18 protein-coding genes are annotated in these 21,369 nt (G+C 62.5%); 9 read left to right on the top strand and 9 right to left on the bottom strand.

All coding sequences use genetic code 11. From position 1 onward, the window contains the following. Window positions 1–95: 95 nt before the first annotated feature. On the bottom strand, window positions 96–1,280 hold the full coding sequence (locus FSY45_RS23065; RefSeq protein ID WP_046462231.1) for an MFS transporter: 1,185 nt from the start codon (window positions 1,278–1,280) through the stop codon (window positions 96–98). 127 nt (window positions 1,281–1,407) lie between these two features. Between FSY45_RS23065 and FSY45_RS23060 the strand changes: the two genes are divergently transcribed. Further along, the gene (locus FSY45_RS23060; RefSeq protein WP_046462230.1) at window positions 1,408–2,382 is read left to right on the top strand and encodes a LysR family transcriptional regulator; all 975 of its coding nucleotides are present in this window, start codon (window positions 1,408–1,410) and stop codon (window positions 2,380–2,382) included. An 84-nt stretch (window positions 2,383–2,466) separates the two neighbouring features. Here the strand turns inward: FSY45_RS23060 and FSY45_RS23055 are convergent, their stop codons facing one another. From FSY45_RS23055 to FSY45_RS23040, 4 genes are read right to left on the bottom strand one after another with little or no spacing between them, the layout of a single operon-like run. After that, window positions 2,467–3,744, bottom strand: a complete 1,278-nt coding sequence (locus FSY45_RS23055; RefSeq protein ID WP_003063718.1) for a M20/M25/M40 family metallo-hydrolase — start codon at window positions 3,742–3,744, stop codon at window positions 2,467–2,469. Then, window positions 3,741–5,516: a 2-oxo-4-hydroxy-4-carboxy-5-ureidoimidazoline decarboxylase gene (gene uraD, locus FSY45_RS23050; protein ID WP_046462229.1), complete on the bottom strand. Its 1,776-nt coding sequence runs from the start codon at window positions 5,514–5,516 to the stop codon at window positions 3,741–3,743. The genes FSY45_RS23055 and uraD overlap by 4 nt, the downstream gene beginning before the upstream one ends. A 7-nt stretch (window positions 5,517–5,523) precedes the next feature. Continuing rightward, the gene (puuE, locus tag FSY45_RS23045) at window positions 5,524–6,480 is read right to left on the bottom strand and encodes an allantoinase PuuE (RefSeq protein WP_148748403.1); all 957 of its coding nucleotides are present in this window, start codon (window positions 6,478–6,480) and stop codon (window positions 5,524–5,526) included. Continuing rightward, a complete protein-coding gene (locus tag FSY45_RS23040; protein WP_019043607.1) occupies window positions 6,477–7,154 on the bottom strand; it encodes a GntR family transcriptional regulator in 678 nt (225 codons plus the stop codon). Before FSY45_RS23040 ends, puuE begins: the two co-directional genes overlap by 4 nt. Window positions 7,155–7,366: 212 nt before the next feature. On the opposite strand from FSY45_RS23040, the gene FSY45_RS23035 reads away from it, so the two are divergent. After that, window positions 7,367–8,719 (top strand): glycerate kinase, encoded by a 1,353-nt coding sequence (locus FSY45_RS23035; RefSeq protein ID WP_046462663.1) that lies wholly within the window; start codon window positions 7,367–7,369, stop codon window positions 8,717–8,719. 250 nt (window positions 8,720–8,969) lie between these two features. Here the strand turns inward: FSY45_RS23035 and FSY45_RS23030 are convergent, their stop codons facing one another. Then, the gene (locus FSY45_RS23030; protein WP_003052436.1) at window positions 8,970–9,887 is read right to left on the bottom strand and encodes a LysR family transcriptional regulator; all 918 of its coding nucleotides are present in this window, start codon (window positions 9,885–9,887) and stop codon (window positions 8,970–8,972) included. 108 nt (window positions 9,888–9,995) lie between these two features. Between FSY45_RS23030 and gcl the strand changes: the two genes are divergently transcribed. From gcl to glxR, 3 genes are all read left to right on the top strand, one after another. After that, complete coding sequence (gene gcl / locus FSY45_RS23025; RefSeq protein WP_046462664.1) at window positions 9,996–11,786, top strand: glyoxylate carboligase; 1,791 nt, start codon at window positions 9,996–9,998, stop codon at window positions 11,784–11,786. Between the two features lie 148 nt (window positions 11,787–11,934). After that, entirely contained in the window at window positions 11,935–12,738 is an 804-nt protein-coding gene (hyi, locus tag FSY45_RS23020) for a hydroxypyruvate isomerase (RefSeq protein ID WP_003063993.1), read from the top strand. A gap of 84 nt (window positions 12,739–12,822) precedes the next feature. Further along, window positions 12,823–13,734 carry a 2-hydroxy-3-oxopropionate reductase gene (glxR, locus tag FSY45_RS23015; protein WP_003063991.1) on the top strand — a complete coding sequence of 304 codons (912 nt, stop codon included), beginning with the start codon at window positions 12,823–12,825 and terminating at the stop codon, window positions 13,732–13,734. Window positions 13,735–13,831: 97 nt separating this feature from the next. Here glxR and ggt read toward each other — a convergent pair whose 3' ends face one another. Next, on the bottom strand, window positions 13,832–15,661 hold the full coding sequence (gene ggt / locus FSY45_RS23010) for a gamma-glutamyltransferase (protein ID WP_046462665.1): 1,830 nt from the start codon (window positions 15,659–15,661) through the stop codon (window positions 13,832–13,834). Window positions 15,662–15,984: 323 nt separating this feature from the next. On the opposite strand from ggt, the gene uraH reads away from it, so the two are divergent. Next, on the top strand, window positions 15,985–16,335 hold the full coding sequence (gene uraH / locus FSY45_RS23005; protein ID WP_003070903.1) for a hydroxyisourate hydrolase: 351 nt from the start codon (window positions 15,985–15,987) through the stop codon (window positions 16,333–16,335). Window positions 16,336–16,470: 135 nt separating this feature from the next. Here uraH and FSY45_RS23000 read toward each other — a convergent pair whose 3' ends face one another. Next, a complete protein-coding gene (locus FSY45_RS23000) occupies window positions 16,471–16,860 on the bottom strand; it encodes a DoxX family protein (RefSeq protein ID WP_003052449.1) in 390 nt (129 codons plus the stop codon). 326 nt (window positions 16,861–17,186) lie between these two features. On the opposite strand from FSY45_RS23000, the gene FSY45_RS22995 reads away from it, so the two are divergent. Further along, a complete protein-coding gene (locus FSY45_RS22995) occupies window positions 17,187–17,771 on the top strand; it encodes a YSC84-related protein (RefSeq protein WP_039048395.1) in 585 nt (194 codons plus the stop codon). Between the two features lie 85 nt (window positions 17,772–17,856). Here the strand turns inward: FSY45_RS22995 and FSY45_RS22990 are convergent, their stop codons facing one another. Next, window positions 17,857–18,267 (bottom strand): energy transducer TonB, encoded by a 411-nt coding sequence (locus tag FSY45_RS22990; protein WP_080746019.1) that lies wholly within the window; start codon window positions 18,265–18,267, stop codon window positions 17,857–17,859. Window positions 18,268–18,532: 265 nt separating this feature from the next. Here FSY45_RS22990 and xdhC point away from each other — a divergent pair, with 265 nt between their 5' ends. Together xdhC and FSY45_RS22980 are read left to right on the top strand one after the other, a co-directional pair. After that, window positions 18,533–19,363, top strand: coding sequence for a xanthine dehydrogenase accessory protein XdhC (gene xdhC, locus FSY45_RS22985; RefSeq protein WP_046462667.1), 831 nt, complete (start codon window positions 18,533–18,535; stop codon window positions 19,361–19,363). Between the two features lie 291 nt (window positions 19,364–19,654). Next, complete coding sequence (locus tag FSY45_RS22980) at window positions 19,655–20,971, top strand: urate hydroxylase PuuD (RefSeq protein WP_046462668.1); 1,317 nt, start codon at window positions 19,655–19,657, stop codon at window positions 20,969–20,971. The last annotated feature ends 398 nt before the right edge of the window (window positions 20,972–21,369 follow it).

The following is a 21,369-nucleotide window of genomic DNA, read 5'->3' as shown; positions in this document are numbered from 1 at the left end:
CAAGCAAAAAAAGGCGACCTTGAGGTCGCCTTGAGAGTGGAATTCGTCTGCGCTGCTGCAGGACGGGCTGAACGCCTTGTGCCGCCTTGGCGCCTTCAGTGCATGCCCGCCGCCATGGCCGAAGCCTGAACTGGACTGCTCTGACGTGGTGCGAAGCTGGCCATGAGCAGCGCCGCTGCTGCTGGCATGGCTGCAGCCCAGGCCAGCCAAGTCAGGCTCAGGCCCTGTGCAATCACGGCTCCGCCCAGCCAAGCGCCCAGGGCATTGCCCAGATTGAAGGCCGCGATATTGAGGCTGGATGCCAGATTCATGCCGGCTTCGCCAGCCGATTGCAGCACACCCATCTGCAGCGGCGCGACAGTGGCAAAGGCGGCAATGCCCAGCAGCAGCACAAAGGCAATCGCCAGGGGCGTGCTCGCAAACATCCAGCGGCCCGCGATCAGCACCAGCATCAAGGCGGCCAGCGACACCCACAGCGCGCGCTGCACGCCAAAGCGGTCGGCCAGCTTGCCACCCGCATGGTTGCCCAGGGCCAGGCCCGCGCCGAACAGCAGCAGGGTGAACGCAATCATGCGGTTGTCCATTCCCGTGATCTGGGTCAGCAGCGGCTCTATATAGGTATAGAGGGTGAAGACGCCGGCAAAGCCGATCACCGTCAGCAGCAGGCCGCGCCACATGGGGCGATTGCGCAGCACGGTCAGCTCCTGTGTCAGGCCCTGAGGGCTGGGCATGCTCAGCTCGCGTGGCACATGGCGCAGCAGGATCAGCAGTGCGATCACACCGATGCCGCTGACGCTGGCAAAGGCCATGCGCCAGCCCCAGTGCTGGCCGATCCAGGTGCCGAAGGGAACGCCCAGCAGCGTGGCCAGGGTCAGGCCGGAAAACATCAGTGCAATGGCCGAGGCTTTCTTTTCGGGCGCCACCAGTTGCGTGGCGACGACCGCACCCACGCCGAAGAAGGTGCCGTGGGTCAGCGAGGTTAGCACGCGTGCCGCCAGCAGCCAGCCATAGCTGGGCGCCAGAGCGGCGGCGGCATTGCCGGCGATGAACAGCAGCATCAGGCTCAGCAGCAGCAGCTTGCGTGGCCAGCGGCGCGAGGCCAGCGTGAGAACGGGAGCGCCCACGGCGACGCCCACGGCATAGCCCGAGATCAACGTGCCCGCCGTGGGGATGGAGATATGAAGATCCTGACTGACCTGGGTCAGCAAGCCCATGATGATGAATTCCGTGGTTCCGATGCCGAAGGCACCGGCGGCCAGAGCAAGCAATGCTGCAGGCATGAAAACGTCCTTGTGAAAATTCCGCGAAGGGCTGAACTGTGAACCTGCAGCAGAAGGCGCGCTAGCCCTTGATGCGGACATTCATTTGTTCCTGCAGGGAATAAATCGCATCTTTATGATGTGATTCATGAAGAAATCCATGGCTATGCCTTCGCTGCAGGAGCACAGCGCGGACCGCTTTGTGGAGCTGCAGACCTTTGTGCAGGTGGCCCAGCAGGGCAGCTTCTCGGCAGCGGCGCGTCTGCGCGAGGTCTCGCCCTCTGCCGTCAGCAAGATCGTGGCCCGGCTCGAGACCCGGCTGGGCGTGCAGCTGCTGCGCCGCAGTACCCGGCGGCTGGAGCTGACGGCCGAGGGAGAGCAGTTGCTGGAGCAGGGCCGGCAGCTGCTGACGGACTGGCTGGCGCTGGAATCCTCGGTCACCCGGCAGGGCCAGCCCACTGGAGTGGTGCGCATCAATGCCAGCTCGTCCACGGGCAATCGCCTGCTGGTGCCACTGGTCGGTCCGCTCATGCAGATCTGGCCGGGCCTGCAACTGGACCTCAGCTTTACCGATCACGTCGTGGACCTGATAGCGGCTCGCGCCGATATCGCCTTGCGCTGGGGAGAGCTGCCGTCTTCGGACATGGTGGCGCGCAAGCTGGGCCACACGCGCCAGGTGATCGTGGCCTCGCCGGATTATCTGCAGCGCTTTGGCAGACCGCAGCATCCCGATGAGTTGGCAGGCCATGTGCGCATTGGCTGGAACTACCCGCGGGCCATACCGCACTGGCCGTTTGTGGTGGCGGGCAAGGCGGTGACGGTGAGCATGGGGGAGGTGCTGCGCGTCAACGACGGCGAAGCCATGGCCAATCTGGCCAAGGCCGGGGCGGGCCTGGCGAGGCTGTCGCTCTATCACGCCTGGGACGATTTGCATGCGGGCAGGCTGCAGGTGTTGTTGGAGGATTTCAATCCCGGGGATCTGCAACCCATCCATGCCGTGTATGTGGGCAAGCCCGGCCAGTTGCCAGTGAGGACGCGGGCGGTGCTGGATTTTCTGGCCAGCCATGTGGACCTGAGCCATGCCGAGCAAATGCCCGCCGGCCTGCTGGTGTTGCGCACATAAAAAAAGAGCCCGGACGAATCCAGGCTCCTTGAAAAACCTCCATCCAGACAGAAGAAGGCTAGGCGTTCAAACGGTGTTTGGTGCTCAGGCAGTCAGGTCCACCAGCGAGCGGGCCACCACCTTGGTGGCACGGCGCAGGTCTTCCAGCACCAGGCGCTCGTCGGAGCGCTTGGCATGCGATTCCAGCACGGTGCGGGGGCCGGCGCCGTAGATCACGCCGGGGATGCCGCGCTCGACATACAGGCGCACGTCGGTGTACAGAGGCGTGCCCACTGCAGGAGGCACTTCGCCGAAGATGGCTTCGCCATGCTTCTGGATGGCGTCGACCAGGGGCTTGTTGCCGTCCAGGGGGGTCATGGCGTTGGCCAGCAGCAGGCGCTTGATGTCCACGCGCACGGCGTCTTCGCCGGTGTAGCCGCCCTGGGTATTGAAGTCTTCGATGGCCTTGGCGATCACAGCACGGATGCTGGCTTCCACTTCCACAGGATTCTCTTCAGGAATCATGCGGCGGTCGATCTTGAGCATGACCTTGCCGGGCACCACGTTGGTGTTGGTGCCGCCGTCGATGCGGCCGACATTCAGGTAGGGGTGCTTGATGCCGGGCACTTGCGAAGTGACTTGCTTGTACTTGACGTTTTCGCCGTACAGAGCAGTCAGCAGCACGGCCGTGGCTTGCAGCGCGTCCACACCGGTGTGGGGCACGGCGGCGTGAGCCATCTTGCCCTGCACGGTGATTTCCATCTGCAGGCAGCCGTTGTGAGCGGTAACTACTTCGTAGCTGAAGCCCGCTGCAATCATCAGGTCGGGCTTGGTCAGGCCCTTTTCCAGCAGCCAGCCGGGGCCCATGATGCCGCCGAACTCTTCGTCATAGGTGTAGTGCAGCTCCACTGCGCCCTTGCTGGGCTTGGCCACGGCTTCCAGAGCACGCACAGCGAAGGTGAAGGAGGCGAAGTCGCTCTTGCTTACGGCAGCGGCGCGGCCATAGAGCTTGCCGTCTTCGATCTCGGCGCCGTAGGGGTCCTTGGTCCAGCCTTCGCCCGGAGGCACCACGTCGCCGTGGGCGTTCAGGGCGATGGTGCGGCCACCGTCACCGTAGGGGCGGCGCACGATCAGGTTGGTGATGGACTCCATGCCATAGGCCTTGACGTCGGCTTCGGGCACGACGTGCTTCTCGGCGTCGAAGCCGAAGCCTTTGATCAGCTCGGCAGTGCGTTCGGCGTGGGGTGCGTTGTTGCCGGGAGGCGTGTCCGTGGGCACTTGCACCATGGCCTGCAGAAACTTCACTTCTTCGTCGAAGTGCTCGTCAATCCATGCATCGATGGCGGCGTAGGTGGCTTGCTTGTCTTGATTCATATTGGTCATTGCTGTTCTTGAGCCAGTTGGTGGAGGAGGTGGGTGAAGGCATCCACGGACAGTTGCATGTCGTCGGAGGTGGAGGCTTCCAGCGGGTTGTGGCTGATGCCGGCGTTCATGCCGCGCACGAACAACATGGCCTGAGGCATGATCTCGTGCAGCTTCATGGCGTCGTGACCGGCGCCGCTGGGCATGCGGAACAGGGGCACGCCCAGTGCGTCGACAGCGTTTTCCCAGCGTTTCTGCCATTCGGGAGCACTGGGCGCAGCCGCTGCCTTCATGGACAGATCGGTGGTGTAGCGCAGGCCGCGGCGTTCGGCGATCGCAGCCATCTCGGCCATGATGTCGTTGATCATGGCGTCGCGCTGCTCGTTGGTGGGCGCGCGCAGGTCCAGCGAGAACTGGCAGCGGCCGGGCACCACGTTGACCGAGCCTGAAGGCACGTTCAGCTGGCCGATGGTGGCCACGCTGTCGCCATCCTGGTCGGCGCGCTTTTCGATGTACAGCGACAGCTCGGCCACGCCGGCTGCGGCGTCGCGGCGGCGGTCCATGGGCGTGGTGCCTGCGTGGCTGGCCATGCCGATGAATTCGCAGACATAGCGGGCGCTGCCGTTGATGGAGGTGACGATGCCCAGGGGGATGTCCAGCTCGTTGAGTACGGGGCCCTGCTCGATGTGCACTTCCACAAAGCCCAGGTACTTGGCGGGGTCACGCTCCAGCTTGGGGATGTCGTCGATGCACAGGCCCGCATGCAGCATGGCTTCGCGCAGCGTGATGCCGTCGGCGTCCTTTTGCTCCAGCCATTCCTGCTTGAAGTCGCCTACCAGGGCGCCCGAGCCCAGGAAGGTGGCCTTGTAGCGCTGGCCTTCCTCTTCCGAGAAACCCACCACTTCGATGTTGAAGGGCAGACGCTTGCCTTGCTGGGCCAGTTGCTTGACGCAGGCCATGGGCACAAAGATGCCCAGGCGGCCGTCGTACTTGCCGCCGTTGCGCACGGTGTCGTAGTGGCTGCCGGTCAGCAGGGTCTTGGCGCCTTCGGTGGCGGCCTTGTAGCGGCCCACCACATTGCCCACGGCGTCGATCTCGACCTCGTCGAAGCCGATCTCGCGCATCCAGTGGCTGATGCGCTGGGCGCAGGCGCGGTGGGCGTCGGTCAGATAGGTCACCGTCAGCTGGCCTTTTTCGGCGTAGCCGGGGTCGCTGTTGGTGGACAGGCGTTCCTGCCAGTCCCAGACTTCGTTGCCTTCGACGGGCTCGTAGCCGAACTTGTCGTTCAGGCGGATCTCGGCGATGCGGTGGATGTTGCGCAGTGCCTCGGCCTGTTCGTAGGCAGGGTGGTTGAACATGCGGCGTTCGAAGGTCGCAATGATCTCGGCCTTGCTCAGACCCAGACCGCGCGCGCCGCGCACGGCCAGGATGAAGGGGAAGCCGAAGCGCTTGCCGTATTCGGCGTTGAGCTTGCGGATGTGCTCCAGCTCTTCGGGCGTGCAGTTGGTCAGGCCAGCCTTCTTCTGCTCATTCGTCGATTCGGCGGTGAGCGTGTTGGTCTCCATCTGCTTGCCGGCCAGCTCCGGGTGAGCGCGGATCAGATCGAGCTGGGCCTGCTCGCTGGACTCGGCCAGCACCTTGGCCATGGCGTGCTTGATATGCGCCATGGACTTGAAGGGACGCTGCTCCAGTGCCTTGGCGGCAATCCAGGGCGAGTGCTCGTACAGGCCATCGAGCAGGTCGGTGGCGGTTGCCGCATCGGCGGCATTCAGTTGTTCCAGGGTCAAAGCCATGTCGCAATCAATCCTTGCAGGGGAAACGCTCGGCCCAGTGACGAGCCAAATCAATACGGCGGCACACCCACACGTTGTCGTGCTTCTGGATGTGGTCGAGGAAGCGCTGCAGCGCTGTAATCCGGCCGGGACGGCCCAGCAGTCGGCAGTGCATGCCTATGCTCATCATCTTGGGGGCGTTGTCGCCGCTGGCATTGCCCTCGGCGTACAGGACATCGAATGTGTCCTTCATGTACTGGAAGAACGGATCGGCATGCGAGTAACCCTGGGGCAGAGCAAAGCGCATATCGTTCACGTCCAGTGTGTAGGGAACGATGAGCTGGTTGTGCGTCGTGCCGTCGCTCTTGGCGACCTTCATCCAGAAAGGCAGGTCGTCGCCGTAGTAATCGCTGTAGTAGGTAAAGCGACCGGCATCGGCCACGATGCGGTGGCTGTTGGGGCTGTCGCGGCCGGTGTACCAGCCCAGGCCGTGGTCGCCGCCCGCGCCGTACAGCTCTTCAAAAATGTCCACGCATTGCTGCATGTGGGCGCGCTCGATCTCTTCGGGCACGTTCTGGTAGTGAATCCACTTCAGGCCGTGGCAGGCCACTTCGTGACCGAGCTCGTCAAAGGCCTGGGCCAGCTCGCGATGCTTTTGCAGCGCCGTGGCCACGCCGAACACGGTCAGCGGCAGACCGCGCTTCTCGAACTCCTTGAGGATGCGCCAGACGCCGGCGCGCGAGCCGTATTCATAGATGCCGTCCATGCTCATGTGGCGGGCCGGGTAGCTGGCGGGATTGAACATTTCCGACAGAAACTGCTCGCTGCCGGGGTCGCCATGCAGGATATGGTTCTCACCGCCTTCTTCGTAGTTCAGCACGAACTGAACGGCCACGCGGGCTTTGCCGGGCCATTCGGGATGGGGCGTGTTGCGGCCGTAGCCAATCAGGTCGCGTGGGTAGGAGGCGGTGGAATCGTAAGTCATAGGGATACGGATGAAAGTGCCATCGACAAATCGTTCGTTGGCAAATCGCGGTCGAAGGTCAGGCCTGCTTCCACGTGGTCCAGGTGCAGCTGCATCAGCTGCACCGCATGTTCGGCATCGCCCGCAGCCAGCGCGGTCACGATGTCGGCATGTTCTTCGTGCGAATGCTCGGCCGCCGATGCAGACTGGTACATCAGGGTGATCAATGCGCAGCGGGAAATCAGCTCGCCCAGCAGCTGAGCCAGCACCTCGTTGCCCATGAGCTCGGCCATGCGCACGTGGAAGTCGCCCAGCAGCTCGGTGCGCTGGCCCACGTCATTGGCTTCCATGGCCTTCTTCTCGGCAGCCACATGCTGCTTGAGGGCGCGAATCTTGGCGGCGCTGCTTTGTTTGACAAAGCTGCGCACCATCTCGGCCTCGAGCATGCGGCGCACGGCAAACACCTGGCGTGCCTCGTCCACAGAAGGCGTGGCCACAAAGGCGCCGCGGGCGGGCTCGAGCCGGATGAGACGGTTTTGCGAAAGCTGAAACAGGGCCTGGCGCACCAGGGTGCGGGAAACTCCAAAGTGGTCGGCCAACTTTTGCTCGGCCAGCTTGGTGCCGGGCATCAGGCGATGCTCGACGATGGCCTTGGTCAGGCTTTCGACAATGAAACTGGTGGTGGAAGTTTCCATAAATCCATCATAGCGGTTGAAGACAAGTTTTGTATACAGTTTCTGTTCACCAAACATGGTGTTTGTATCGATGTTCAGGCGCAGAAAGCTGTGCGCAAGCGCGCAAACCCAATGGGAGCAAGGGCTTGCAACATTGGTATTGCAAAGATCAGCAGTGTTGTGACTGTGGGGGCTCTGTAAGGGAAAAAAGCCCGAATGCACAATGCGCAGCTATGCAAGCACAGAATACATCCTCGCGCGCGCAGGCCGCGGCAACGCCTGTTCCCCAGCAAGACCCGGCTGGCTTTCTGCGTCATCTGTATGACGTGGCGGTGCGCAATGCCCTGCCCATCGAGGGTCTGGCGCGTCATCTGCCCAAGCCGCCCAAGGGCCGCACGCTGGTGCTGGGCGCCGGCAAGGCCGGCGGCTCCATGGCGCAGGCGCTGGAAGCTCTGTGGCCGCAGGATGCCCCGCTGTCGGGCCTGGTGGTGACGCGCTATGCGCATATTCCCCCACGCCCCGAAGGGCTGGCCCAGCGCCTGGAGGTGGTGGAAGCCGCCCACCCGGTGCCGGACGCGGCCGGTCTGGCTGCGGCCGAGCGCATCCTGGCGCTGACCGAGGGTCTGACGGCCGACGATCTGGTGATCTGCCTCATCTCCGGCGGCGGCTCCTCCCTGCTGACGCTTCCCGCCGAAGGCATCGACCTGGCCGAGAAGCAGCGCATCAACAAGGCGCTGCTGGAGAGCGGCGCGGCGATTGGCGAGATGAACTGCGTGCGCAAGCACCTCTCGCGCATCAAGGGCGGTCGTCTGGCAGCCGCCTGCCATCCCGCCAAGGTGGTGACGCTGACCATCAGCGATGTGCCCGGCGACGATCCTTCGGTGATCGCCAGCGGACCCACGGTGCCGGACGCGTCGACCTGTGCCGACGCACTGGCCATCCTGGACCGCTACCAGATCGGGATTCCCGAGTCCGTGCGCGCTGCGCTGCAAGCCGGCGAGCTGGAGACGCCCAAGCCCGGCGATGCCCGCTTCGAAGGCCATGAGGTGCATCTGATCGCCACGCCCCAGCAGTCGCTGGAAGCGGCGGCGGCCGCTGCCCGCGCGGCCGGCATTGCCGTGCATGTGCTGTCCGACGAGATGGAGGGCGAGTCGCGCGAGGTGGGCAAGGTCCATGCGGCGCTGGCTCGTGCCGTGGCCAGGCATGACCAGCCTTTTGCCAGGCCCTGCGTGATTCTCTCGGGTGGCGAAACTACGGTGACCATCCGCCCGCGTCAGCCCGGTGCGGCCAAGGGGCGCGGCGGGCGTGCCGGCGAGTTCTGCCTGGGTCTGGCCCAGGCCCTGCAAGGCCAGGAAAAGGTCTGGGCGCTGGCGGCGGACACCGACGGCATCGACGGTGTCGAGGACAACGCGGGAGCTCGTGTCTCGCCCTGCACGCTCAGGCGCGCGGCAGAGCAGAACCTGCGCATCAGCGATCACCTGGATCGCAACGATGCCTATGGCTATTTCTCGGCTCTGGGCGATCTGGTGATCACGGGCCCGACGCATACCAATGTCAACGACTTCCGCGCGATTCTGATTCTCTGAAAACCTCAAATTGGATAGCTGCAGGCGCTGGCTATTCAAAGGATTCAGTGTGAAAACAATCTACAGCTACCGCTCAACAAGCGGTGGCTGCTATTTTTTATATAGCTGCAGTGTAAAACTGGCGCTACCTATCCCAGTGCTCCGAGCAAGAGCCGCCTCGCGGCGAAGGAGCAGTCCCCCTCCGTTAGCGTGCAGCGCGTACAGAGAGGGGAAGGCGGGGCCGCCTAGGCGCGAAGCGCCTCAGGGGGAGCTAGCCCCCTCTTGGCAGATCCTCCCACCAGGCATCGTCGAACTTGCCCTGCAAAAAGGCGATGAAGGACTGCACCTTCTGCGGCACCAGGCGTGGTGAGGGGTAGACGGCGTGGATCTCCTGCTCGGGCAGGCGGCAGGTCTTGAGCACTTCCACCACGCGGCCGTCCTTGAGCGAGTCCTGGGCCACGTAGCGCGGCAGGGCCGCAATGCCCATGTGCGAGCGGGCAGCGGCCAGCAGGGCCGAGAGATTGTTGGAGCGCAGCCGCCCGGTGACGGGAATCGACACCGGCTCGCCGCTGGCATTGCGCAGGCGCCAGATATCGTTTCCCTGCACGCTGCTGTAGATCAGCGTGGAATGCTCCTTGAGGTCCGAGGGGCGGCGCGGCGTGCCGTGCTTGCGCAGATAGGTGTTGGAGGCCACCAGCACCCAGGGATTGACGCCCAGCATGCGCGCGCCCAGCGAGGAGTCGGCCAGCTTGCCCAGGCGCAGCGCCACGTCGATGCCGTTGGCCACCAGATCGGTGTAGCGGTCCTCGAAGCTCAGATCGACCTGCACCTGCGGGTTGTGCTTCATGAAATCCATGGCCAGCGGAATGAGTACACGGCGCCCGAAGGCCACCGAGCTGCCGATGCGCAGCTGACCCTGGACCTGGGTCTGGCGCACCTTGACCACGTTCTCCGCCTCGGCCACGTCGCTGACGATGATCTTGCACTTTTCGTAGTACAGCGCGCCGGCTTCGGTCAGGCTCACGCCGCGCGTGTTGCGGTTGAGCAGGCGCACCTTGAGGCGCGCTTCCATGGCCGCGACCTGCTTGGTGACGGTGGGCTGGGTGGTGGCGAATTCCTGGGCGACCTTGGTGAAACTGCCGGTCTCCACCACGCGCACAAACATGTGCATCGCATCGAGTCTGTCCATGGGTTCATCTCCTATTTATTCTTGGGTGGAATAAATTTTATGGTCTGCAAGCGGCTTCCGGCAAGCAAGGGTCTTGACTAAAGTTCATTTCAGTTTGAAGGAGACCTCATGGCCAAAATGAAAGCAATCGAAGCCGCAGTCCGCGTGCTCGAAAAAGAAGGTGTTAGCGTTGCATTCGGCGTTCCCGGTGCCGCCATCAATCCGCTGTACGCAGCGCTGAAGGACCACGGTGGCATCGGCCACATTCTGGCCCGTCACGTCGAAGGCGCCAGCCACATGGCCGAAGGCTACACCCGTGCGGTGGCCGGCAATATCGGCGTCTGCATCGGCACCAGCGGCCCTGCCGGCACCGACATGATCACCGGTCTGTACTCGGCCAGCGCCGACTCCATTCCAATCTTGTGCATTACCGGTCAGGCACCTCGCTCGCGTCTGCACAAGGAAGACTTCCAGGCCGTGGACATCGCCTCCATCGCCAAGCCCGTGACCAAGTGGGCCACCACTGTGCTGGAACCTGCCCAGGTGCCACGTGCCTTCCAGCAGGCTTTCCACCTGATGCGCTCCGGCCGTCCCGGCCCCGTGCTGATCGATCTGCCCATCGACGTGCAGCTGGCCGAGATCGAGTTCGATATCGACACCTACGAGCCCCTGCCTGCCTACAAGCCAGCCGCTTCGCGCAAGCAGGCCGAGAAGGCCATCGAGATGCTCAACGAATCCGAGCGTCCCCTGCTGGTTTCCGGTGGCGGTGTGATCAACGCCGATGCTTCCGAGCTGATGGTCGAGCTGGCCGAGATCCTGAACGTGCCCGTGATCCCCACCCTGATGGGCTGGGGCACCATCCCCGACGATCACCCCCTGATGGTCGGCATGTGCGGTCTGCAGACCAGCCACCGCTACGGCAACGCCAACATGCTGGCTTCGGACTTCGTGTTCGGCATCGGCAACCGCTGGGCCAACCGCCACACCGGCTCGGTCGAGGTCTACACCAAGGGCCGCAAGTTCATCCACGTGGACATCGAGCCCACGCAGATCGGCCGCGTGTTCGCGCCCGACTACGGCATCGTCTCCGACGCCAAGGCGGCTCTGGAGCAATTCGTTGCCGTCGCCAAGGAGTGGAAGGCTGCCGGCAAGCTCAAGTGCCGCAAGACCTGGGTGGCCGAGTGCCAGGGTCGCAAGAACAGCGTCGAGTACCTGCGCAAGACCAACTTCGACAACGTGCCGATGAAGCCCCAGCGCGTCTACCAGTGCATGAACCGCACCCTGGACCGCGACACCACCTATGTGTCCACCATCGGTCTGTCGCAGATCGCCGGTGCCCAGTTCCTGCACGTGTACAAGCCCCGCAACTGGATCAACTGCGGCCAGGCCGGTCCTCTGGGCTGGACCACTCCCGCCGCCCTGGGCGTGCGCGTGGCCGACCCCCAGCGCAAGATCGTGGCCCTGTCCGGCGACTACGATTTCCAGTTCATGATCGAAGAGCTGGCCGTGGGCGCGCAGTTCAAGCTGCCCTATGTTCACGTGCTGGTGAACAACAGCTATCTGGGTCTGATCCGTCAGGCACAGCGCGCTTTCTCGATCGACTATTGCGTGCAATTGGCGTTCGACAATATCAACATGGATGAGGGTGATGCGACCCGTGGCTACGGTGTTGACCATGTTAAGGTCGTTGAAGGCCTGGGTTGCAAGGCGATCCGCGTTCATCGCGCCGAAGACTTTGCCCCCGCCATGCAGCAGGCCGAAGCCTGGATGGCCGAGCACAAGACCCCTGTGGTGATCGAGTGCATCCTGGAGCGTGTGACCAACATCTCCATGGGCGCCGAAATCGACAACGTGGTCGAGTTCGAAGACCTGGCGACCGAAAAGGCCGACGCGCCCAGCGCACTGGCCCTGCTGGACTGATAGGAAAACTCCCCCTGAGCGGCTCCGCCGCTTCCCCCTCTCTCTGCGCGGGAGGGGGCGACGCCTTCGCTGGGGGGGCGCGGCCGGCTTAGGCCCTTGCTTGGCGTCTAGCGCCTGCAACTATTAACGATTACCGGAGACTTTTATCATGCCCCGTTTTGCAGCCAACCTGAGCATGTTGTTCACCGAGGTGCCTTTCCTCGAGCGTTTTGAGCGTGCCGCAAACGCAGGCTTTGAAGCCGTGGAGTTTCTCTTCCCCTACGCCCATACCGTGGAAGAGATCAAGGAGCGCCTCGACGCCACCGGCCTGAAGATTGTTCTGCACAACCTGCCCGCCGGCGACTGGGACGCGGGCGAGCGCGGCATTGCCTGCGACCCCAAGCGCGTGGATGAGTTCCGCGCCGGCGTGGCCAAGGCCGTGACCTATGCCCACGCCCTGGGTGTGCCCCAGCTCAACTGCCTGGCCGGCAAGGTTCCTGCCGGTGTTGACGCTGCCGTGGTGCGCCGCACTTTCGTGGAAAACCTGCGTTTTGCTGCCGCCGCCCTGAGCGCCGCCAACATCCGCCTGCTGATCGAGCCCATCAACCCCTTCGATATCCCCGGCTTCTACCTGAACCGCACGGACGATGCCCTGTCCATCCTGGACGAAGTGGGTGCGCCCAACGCCTTTGTGCAGTACGACATCTACCACGCCCAGCGCGTGGAAGGCGAGCTGGCTGCCACCATGCAAAAGCAGCTGGGCCGCATCGGTCACATCCAGCTGGCCGACAACCCCGGTCGCAACGAACCCGGCACCGGCGAGATCAACTACCCCTTCCTGTTCGCACACCTGGATCGCATCGGCTACGACGGCTGGATCGGTTGCGAATACAAGCCCGCCAACGGCACCGAGTCCGGCCTGGGCTGGCTGCAGAAGATCGGCGGCTGGAACAAGGTCGCAGTGGCTGCCTGAATGGATGAAAAGGCCTGTGGCGCCTGCTCGCAAAGCGCCATCGGCCATCGAATTTGAGTATCAAGAAAACTGAGGAGTACAACCATGAACGCATCGTCTCTCAAGCTGGGCTTTATCGGTCTGGGCATCATGGGCGCGCCCATGTGCGGCCACCTGATTGCGGCCGGCCACCAGCTGTTCGTCAACACCGTGGGCAAGGTGCCTGCCAACATCGCAGAAACCAGCGCCACCCAGTGCACCACTGCTCGCGGTGTGGCCGAGCGTGCCGACATCATCTTCATCATGGTGCCCGACACTCCCGACGTGGAGAAGGTGTTGTTCGGTGAAGACGGCGTGGCAGCCGGTCTGAAGGGCAGCTCCGGCAAGATCGTGGTCGACATGTCCTCCATCTCGCCCGTGGCCACCAAGGACTTCGCCAAGCGCATCGAAGCCGCTGGTGCCCAGTACCTGGACGCTCCCGTCTCCGGCGGCGAAGTCGGCGCCAAGAACGGCACCCTGTCCATCATGGTCGGCGGCCCCGATGCAGCCTTCGAGCGCGTCAAGCCCCTGTTCGACAAGATGGGCAAGAACATCACCCTGGTGGGCGGCAACGGCGACGGCCAGACCGCCAAGGTGGCCAACCAGATCATCGTGGCGCTGAACATCGAAGCCGTGGCCGAAGCCCTGCTGTTTGCATCGCGCGCCGGTGCCGATCCAGCACGTGTGCGTGAAGCCCTGCTGGGCGGTTTTGCCTCTTCCAAGATCCTGGAAGTGCATGCCGAACGCATGATCAAGCGCACCTTCGACCCTGGCTTCCGCATTGCCCTGCACCAGAAGGACCTGAACCTGGCCCTGTCCAGCGCTCGTCAGCTGGGCGTGTCCCTGCCCAACACCGCTCAGGCACAAGAGCTGTTCAACAGCTGCGTGGCCCACGGCGGCGCTGCCTGGGATCACTCGGGCATGGTGCGTGCCCTGGAAATCCAGGCCAACTTCGAAATCGGTCAGAAGGCTGAATAAAGAGAGGTGGGGAGGGCGGCCACTGGCCACGCGTACGGCCAGCAGCCGCCTCAAGTGAAAGCCGCGCTCGGGGGAGCGCGGCTTTTTTTGTTCAGCGTCAGTACCCCATGGTCTTTCCGTCGGGGTTGCGCGGATCCGAAGCGCCGCGCAGCAGGCCGTCTCGGATCTCGATGGTCTGAGTGCGGCCCATGGATGCCTTCAGTGCCACCTTGTGGCCCCATTGCCTGAGCAGGGCCAGCGTATCGGGGCTGAAGCCTTTTTCAACGCGCAACTCGTCTGGCGTCCACTGGTGATGAAAGCGCGGCGTGGCCGCAGCCTCGGCCGGGTTCATGCCGAAGTCGATGTGATTGACGACCTGCTGCAGCACCGTGGTGATGATGCGCGCTCCTCCCGGGCTGCCGGTGACGAGAACCGGCTTGCCGTCCTTGAGTACCAGGGTCGGTGTCATGGATGACAGCGGCCGCTTGCCGGCCTGCACGGCATTCGCGTCGCCGCCCACCAGACCATAGGCATTGGCCACGCCGGGCTTGGCCGAGAAGTCATCCATCTCGTTGTTGAGCAAAATCCCCGTGCCCCTGGCGACGATGCCGCTGCCGAAATTGGTGTTCAGCGTGTAGGTCACGGCCACCGCGTTGCCGGCTTTGTCCACCACGGAGTAATGGGTGGTCTGGTCGCTTTCATAAGGCTGGGGCCTGCCGGGCCGGATGTCCTTGCCGGGCCTGGCCTGCTGGGGTTTGATGCTTGCGGCCAGCTCGCTCGCATAGCTCTTGGAGATCAGCCCCTTGAGCGGAATCTTCACGAAGTCCGGGTCGCCCAGATACTCGGAGCGGTCGGCATAGGCGAGCTTCATGGCCTCGGTCATGTAGTGCACGCTTTGCGCGCTGTCGGCACCCCACTGATTCATGGGCCAGCGCTCCATCATGTTCAGGATCTGAATCAGGTGCGCGCCTCCCGAAGAGGGCGGAGGCATGGTCACGATCTGGTAGCCGCGATAGCTGCCGCGCACGGGCTCGCGCTCGGCCACCTTGTAGTCGCGCAGGTCTTGCAGGCTAAGGGCCTTGGCGTGCGGCGCCATCTCCGCCACGATCTTCTGCGCGATCGCGCCCTCGTAGAAGGCCTTGGCACCTTGCTGGCTGATCAGGCGCAGGGACTGCGCCAGATCCTTTTGCACCAGCCTCTCGCCGCTTTGCAGCGGAGCGCCGTTCCTCCAGAAAACGGCCTGGGTGGCGGGCCAGCGGCCCATATTCTTTTTTTCCTGCTCCAGGGTCTTGGCCAGGGTGACGCTGACGGGATAGCCCTTGTCCGCCAGCGCAATCGCGGGAGCCATGACCCTGGCCAGCGGCATGCTGCCCCAGCGCGAGAGCGCGTGCGTCATGCCGGCCACGGTGCCGGGCACGCCTACGGCGTAATGGGTGTAGAGCGATTTGCCGTCGATGACCTTGCCGGCGGCATCCAGATACATATTGCGTGACGCGCCCCTGGGTGCCACTTCGCGGAAGTCCAGTGCAATGTCCTTGCCGCTCCGCGCGTCGTGCACCATCATGAAGCCGCCGCCGCCGATATTGCCGGCATTGGGCAAGGCCACGGCCAGCGCAAAGCCTACGGCCACGGCGGCATCGACGGCATTGCCGCCCGCCTTGAGAATATCCACGCCGATCTGCGTGGCCAGCTCCTGCTCCGAGGCCACCATGCCGTTCTTGGCGATGACGGGGTGAAAGACATCCAGCTCGAAGTCATAGGCAGCAGCGGCTGCTTGGGCGGCGGCGGTCTGGGTGACGGCAGGCGCTGCAGCCTGAGCGGTGGCATCGTGACCGATGGCCGCGCGTTCGTTGCGGGCGGGCTCTAGCGTGGCCGTGCTGCTGCAGGCGCTCAGGCCGGCCAGAGCGATGAGCAGGCTGGCTGCCAGGGCGGTGGTGCGCAATTGCATGCGTTGTCTCCTGTTCGCTTGATGAATCGGGCCAGTGTATAGAGGCTGAAAAGAAGCCAACCGGGCAGTGCTGGCTATGTGCCTGAAAGTCAAGGCAGAAAAGCCTTTGATGGAGTACAGAAACTGTATACACTTTAGCGATCAAAGCGCTGCGCTCACGCGCGCGCAGGCTTTGTGATGGCATAGATGTTTCAGGGCTTACGCAAACAGGAATGCAACAACGGCCTGCCTTCTGAGGGGTAGGCCTGCCTGAACCCGTTTTGCGTAAGTCGTGTGTTTGATACAACCAAGGGCAGTGGCAAACTGCCTGTGAGGAGATTTCCATGGGCCTGAGCACCCACGTTCTCGACACCATGAATGGCTGCCCCGCCGCAGGCATGGCTGTCGAGCTGTTTTCCACTGAAGGCGACAAGGCCACGCTGATCAAGAGCCTGGTGCTCAATCATGACGGCCGCACCGATGCGCCGCTGTTCGACAACAACACGCTCAAGGTCGGCACCTACCGCCTGACCTTTGACGTTGCGGCCTACTTCAAGGCCCGTGGCGTGCAACTGCCCGAGCCCAGCTTTCTGAACAAGGTGAGCCTGGACTTCGGCGTGGCCAATGTGGAGCAGCACTACCACGTGCCTTTGCTGGTCAGCCCCTGGAGCTACTCCACCTATCGCGGCTCCTGAGCGGGACGTGAGTCTCTCGAAGCGGGAGACATGGCAAAAACAAGAGCGGCTTGCGCACGTCATTTCAAGGTTTCAGCATTAAAAGGCATTGAAACCAAGATATGACAGGCGCAAGCCGCTCTTGTTTTTAAGGACTTATTTGCCCTTGGAATAAGCCATGGCCACGACCAGGGCGCTCACGAAATAAAAGGCCTGCAGCTCCAGCGCCCAGCCGCCGGTGTTGTTGAGCATCAGAATCTGCCGGGTGTGCATCAGCGCAAATGCCACCACCATATTCACCGCAATCACCAGTGCGGCGGGTACCACCCACAGGCCCACCAGCAACAGCAAGGGCGCGACCACTTCGCCCAGATAGACCGCATAGGCGAGAAATCCCGGTGCACCCAGACTCTCGATCTTCGCCTCTATGCTGCCTATGCCATAACGAATCTTGGCCCAGCCGTGCAGCAGCATGAGCAGGGCCAGGGTGACACGCAGCACAACCAGAGCTGCTTTGGGGTGGTGAAAGTAATTCCAGAACTTCATGAATTTCCAGTCGTCCGCGCGATGCTTATATCAACAATGCTAGCGCCTGTTTCAGACAATTCGTCTGATTGCCTATGGATGAGGCCAAGTGTTGTCTTGTGTTCATGTTGTAGGTCTTTTTCGACAACTGCTCTTGCCTTCTGTAGGCCAATGGCGCAAGCTGTAACCGCTGAGTTTTATCGGCAACGCTGCGCACTAGCATCGTGCCAACCCTGTTTCTGACAGCTTTGCATCGGGGGGATGTGCAAAAGCGACCCAATGTCGGACTGCAGGACCTTCTACCTCTGAAATGTGTCTACACATTCATCCCATGAAAGGATATAGGTATGCGTCAAATTTCTCTGCGTTCTGTTGCGATGGCTGCTGCACTGGCTGCCGGTGCCTTGACCATGACGGCCTGCACCACGACCAAGCCTGACACGGCATCGGCTCCCCGTGCCGATTCCACAACGGTCAATACCCGTGCCAATGCAGCTCTGGAGCGCCTGTACCAGACCGCACCAGGATCCAAGGAAATGGTGCAACGCGCCAAGGGTGTGCTGATCTTCCCGTCGGTGATTGGCGGCAGCTTTGTGGTCGGGGTGGAGCATGGCCGCGGCGTGCTGCGCGTGGGCGGTCACAACCGTGGCTTCTACAGCACGACAGCGGCCTCTATCGGATGGCAAGCTGGTGGTCAGTCCAAGGCTGTGATCTATGTGTTCAACACACAGGAAGCACTGGACAAGTTCCTCAAGAGCGACGGCTGGTCCGTGGGGGCTGATGCCACCGTGGCAGCAGGCAAGATCGGTGCCAATGGCAGCGTGGACACCACGACCGCCCAGGCTCCGGTCACCAGCTATGTGCTGACCAACGCGGGCCTGGAGGCTGGCGTATCGCTGCAGGGCACGAAGATCACCAAGGTGGTCGAATAAGCCTCGCCTGGCTTGTCGCAACAAAAAAACCGGCCTTGGCCGGTTTTTTATTGTCCGATGCAGCGGGCTGCATCGCTGTGCGCTTTTACTGGCCCAGCTGACCTTCGGTCAAGGTGTCGAGCTGGAAGCGTCCCGACTTGTCCCACAGCCAGGTGTCGGTATAGGTCACGCTACGACCCGGGGCCGGGAAGGGGGCGGCGGAGCGCACGGCTCGCTCGATCTCGGCCACCACTTCGGGGGCATGACCTGGCTTGCGCATCCAGTGCAGGTTTTTCACGCGGCCCTGGCCGTCGAGCTGAACCTGCAGCACGCCGATCGCATACAGCATAGGCGGCAGCATGCCCTGGTAGATGCGGCCGGAGTTGCGTTCATACAGATGCTGGGCAGCCTGCTTGCGATAGCCGGGGCTGGCCTTGTCGGCAGGCGTCGTGCCGATGGATGGGCTTTGAGGTGCGATCTGACAGGCGGTCAGCACCGCTGCAACGGCAGCCATCATCCCGGTCCGCAGCCAGTTCAGGGGGCGGCGGGCTGTTGTGGCGCGGGTGGGGTCGTGGGTTTCAGACATGACGCCAAGCGTAGCCGCAAATGGATGGAGGCAGCGGCCTGGGGACGCAATTCTGACGCCTCCTCGTGAAAAATCTGCAACGACTCGTCAAATCCGGTCCGGATATGCATCCGATTAATGTGCTCATACGCTTGTCTGTCTATTGCGACTCGCAAAATGCATGAACATCGGTCATCAAAGCAATCGGCGTTCAGTCATGTGGAGCGAAACACAGCAAGGAATCTTGAACCGTCTGGCGCAGCAGCCGCTGTGCTGGGTGCAGGTACAGGCCACTCGTGGCTCCGTGCCCCGCGAGGAGGGGGCCTGGATGGCGGTGTTCGCCGATGAGGTGATGGGGACGATCGGCGGCGGTCATCTGGAATGGCAGGCCATTGCCCAGGCGCGCCAGTTGCTGGCGCAGTGGGACGCAGACCCAGCAGCCTTGCGCGAGCATATCCAGCGGTATGCGCTTGGACCCAGTCTAGGGCAATGTTGCGGCGGTGCGCTGGAGCTGCACTTTGCATGGTTTGACGCCCGCGATGCTCAACGTCTGCGGGCCTTGATGCCCGAGCCGTCGCAATGTGTGGCCTTGTTCGGCGCGGGCCATGTGGGGCATGCGCTGGTGCGCATTTTGCGCAGCTTGCCGTACCGCGTGATCTGGGTGGACAGCCGTGATGCAGTCTTTCCCGTGGAGGAGCAGATAGGGGTGCAGTGCGAGCATTCCGATCCGGTGCAGGCCGCGGTGGCAGAGTTGCCGCCGCAGTCGCAGGTGCTCATCATGAGCTTCAGCCATGCCGAAGACCTGGAGGTGGTGGCGCAATGCCTGCTGCGCCAGCGCGAGCGAGGAGATCTACCTTTTGTGGGGTTGATTGGCAGCAAGACCAAATGGGCCAGTTTCAGCAGCCGCTTGCGCAAGCGAGGGTTCAGCGATGCAGAGTTGGCTCACATCACCTGCCCGATCGGCGTGCCTGGCATTACCGGCAAGGAGCCCGAGGTGATCGCTGTGGCGGTGGCGGCACAGCTTCTGCAGCGCTTGTCTGCGAGCTGATGGTGCAATGAATGCCCTGATCTGGTGCGTGTGGCCGCAAACATGCTGTTACCTGCCCTAAAAATCAGGCCCGATCCTTGCATATCGCTCTTGTATTAGGGAAATCTCTAGGGTGGTTTATCCCTGATTCGAGAGTTGCGGTAGCAAAAATTGCATACACTTTCGGTCGACAGAATGGTCGCAGCGGTGCCCCGTGTGTAACGTCCGGGAGCGCGGCCTTTTCTTCTGCTCAGAGCGCCCGCAGTGGTGAGCAGGTTGTTCGGCAGCCCCACGCTGCCAAGGTTGAGAGCTATGGAAAGCTACATTCTCGACTGGGCCGGCCTGCTGTTGCGGTGGCTCCACGTCATTACCGCGATCGCCTGGGTCGGTTCCTCCTTCTACTTTGTGTTCCTGGACAGCAGCTTGACGCCGCCCGTGGATGACGACCTGAAGAAACAGGGCGTTAACGGCGAACTCTGGGCTGTGCACGGTGGCGGTTTCTACCACCCCGTCAAGTTCAATGTGTCTCCTCCCAAGATGCCGGATCACCTGCACTGGTTCTACTGGGAAAGCTACACCACGTGGCTGTCCGGTTTTGCCCTGCTGACGGTCTCCTACCTCTGGAACGCCAACATCTATCTGGTCACTCCCGGCGACCCCAATGCCATGAGCACCGGCGCTGCCGTGGCTTCGGCTCTGGGCTTCCTGGTGGTCTTCTGGCTGCTGTATGACTTCATCTGCCGCACTTTCGGCCAGAAGAAGAATGGCGACGCCACCGTCGGTGCCATGGTTCTGGTGCTGGTGTGTATCGCCGCCTACCTGGCCTGCCACATTTTCCCCGGCCAGGCAGCCTTCCTGCTGATGGGCGCGATGATTGCGACGTCCATGAGCGCCAACGTGTTCTTCTGGATCATTCCTGGCCAGCGCAAGGTGGTGGCTTCGCTCAAGGCTGGTGAGCCTGTGGACCCACGTCACGGCCAACGTGCCAAGCAGCGCAGCGTGCACAACACCTATTTCACGCTGCCCGTGCTGTTCGCCATGCTGTCCAATCACTATGGCTGGCTGTACAGCCACAAGCTGAACTGGCTGGTGCTGATCGGCATGATGTTTGCCGGTGCTGCCATTCGCCAGTTCTTCGTGATGCGCCACGGCTACAAGCTGGGTCGTAACAGCCACCCCTGGCCTTACGCTGCTGTCGGCGTAGCTGCTCTGCTGGCTGTGTTCGTCTGGCTCAAGCCTGCACCTTTGGCAGCAACTGCTCCGGTAGCGGCTGCTCCAGCGGCACCCGCAGCTGGGCAGGCTGCAACTCCCGCTGCCCCTGCAGCTGAAGTCGCAACTCCTGCAGCCGAAGCCGCGTCACCTGCTGCTGCTCCCGCAGCCGCTGGCGGAGAAGGCTTTGCCAAGGTCAATGCGATCTTCCAGCAGCACTGCGTGGTGTGCCACGGCACGGCCATCCAGCAAAAGGCTGTCCGTCTGGACTCCCCCGAAGCGGTGAAATCGCACGCCCAGCAGATCTACCAACAGGTGGTGCAGCTGAAGAAGATGCCTTTTGGCAACCCTGCGGCTCTGTCGGATGACGAACGCAACCTGATCAAGACCTGGTACGAGTCCGGCGCTGCCGTGAACTGACCATCAGCTATTGTTCTGGGCCATTAAAGTCGTAAACTGGCAAACAAAGTCGTAAACCTGGGGGCTAGCATTCATGCGGGTTGACGAAGCGGTGACTTGTAACGGTAAAGTCGTAAACTTGAGCTGCTCGTAGTGATCTTGAATGGGGAAATACGGCTGCTTGGTGCACCACTGGTGCAGTCCTTGCTATGAAAAGAGCGTTCACATAGAGCGCTCTTTTTCTTGCGTGAACGCGACTGCTTGAGGCTGTGCATTCTTTGGTTAATTTAGAGGGCGTGTCCGAATTTTTGTGTAAACGGTTCGGACTTCAATTGACGGAGATGCGGTCTCCGAACTGAATGGTAAAGCGGGTCAGCGCAGCCTTCCAATCCCGGATGGGCATGGTCCACTTCTGACTG

It is taken from the genome of Comamonas sp. Z1 (assembly GCF_008121555.1).
Classification (GTDB): domain Bacteria; phylum Pseudomonadota; class Gammaproteobacteria; order Burkholderiales; family Burkholderiaceae_C; genus Comamonas; species Comamonas thiooxydans.
This window is presented reverse-complemented; position numbering and strand designations above follow the sequence as displayed.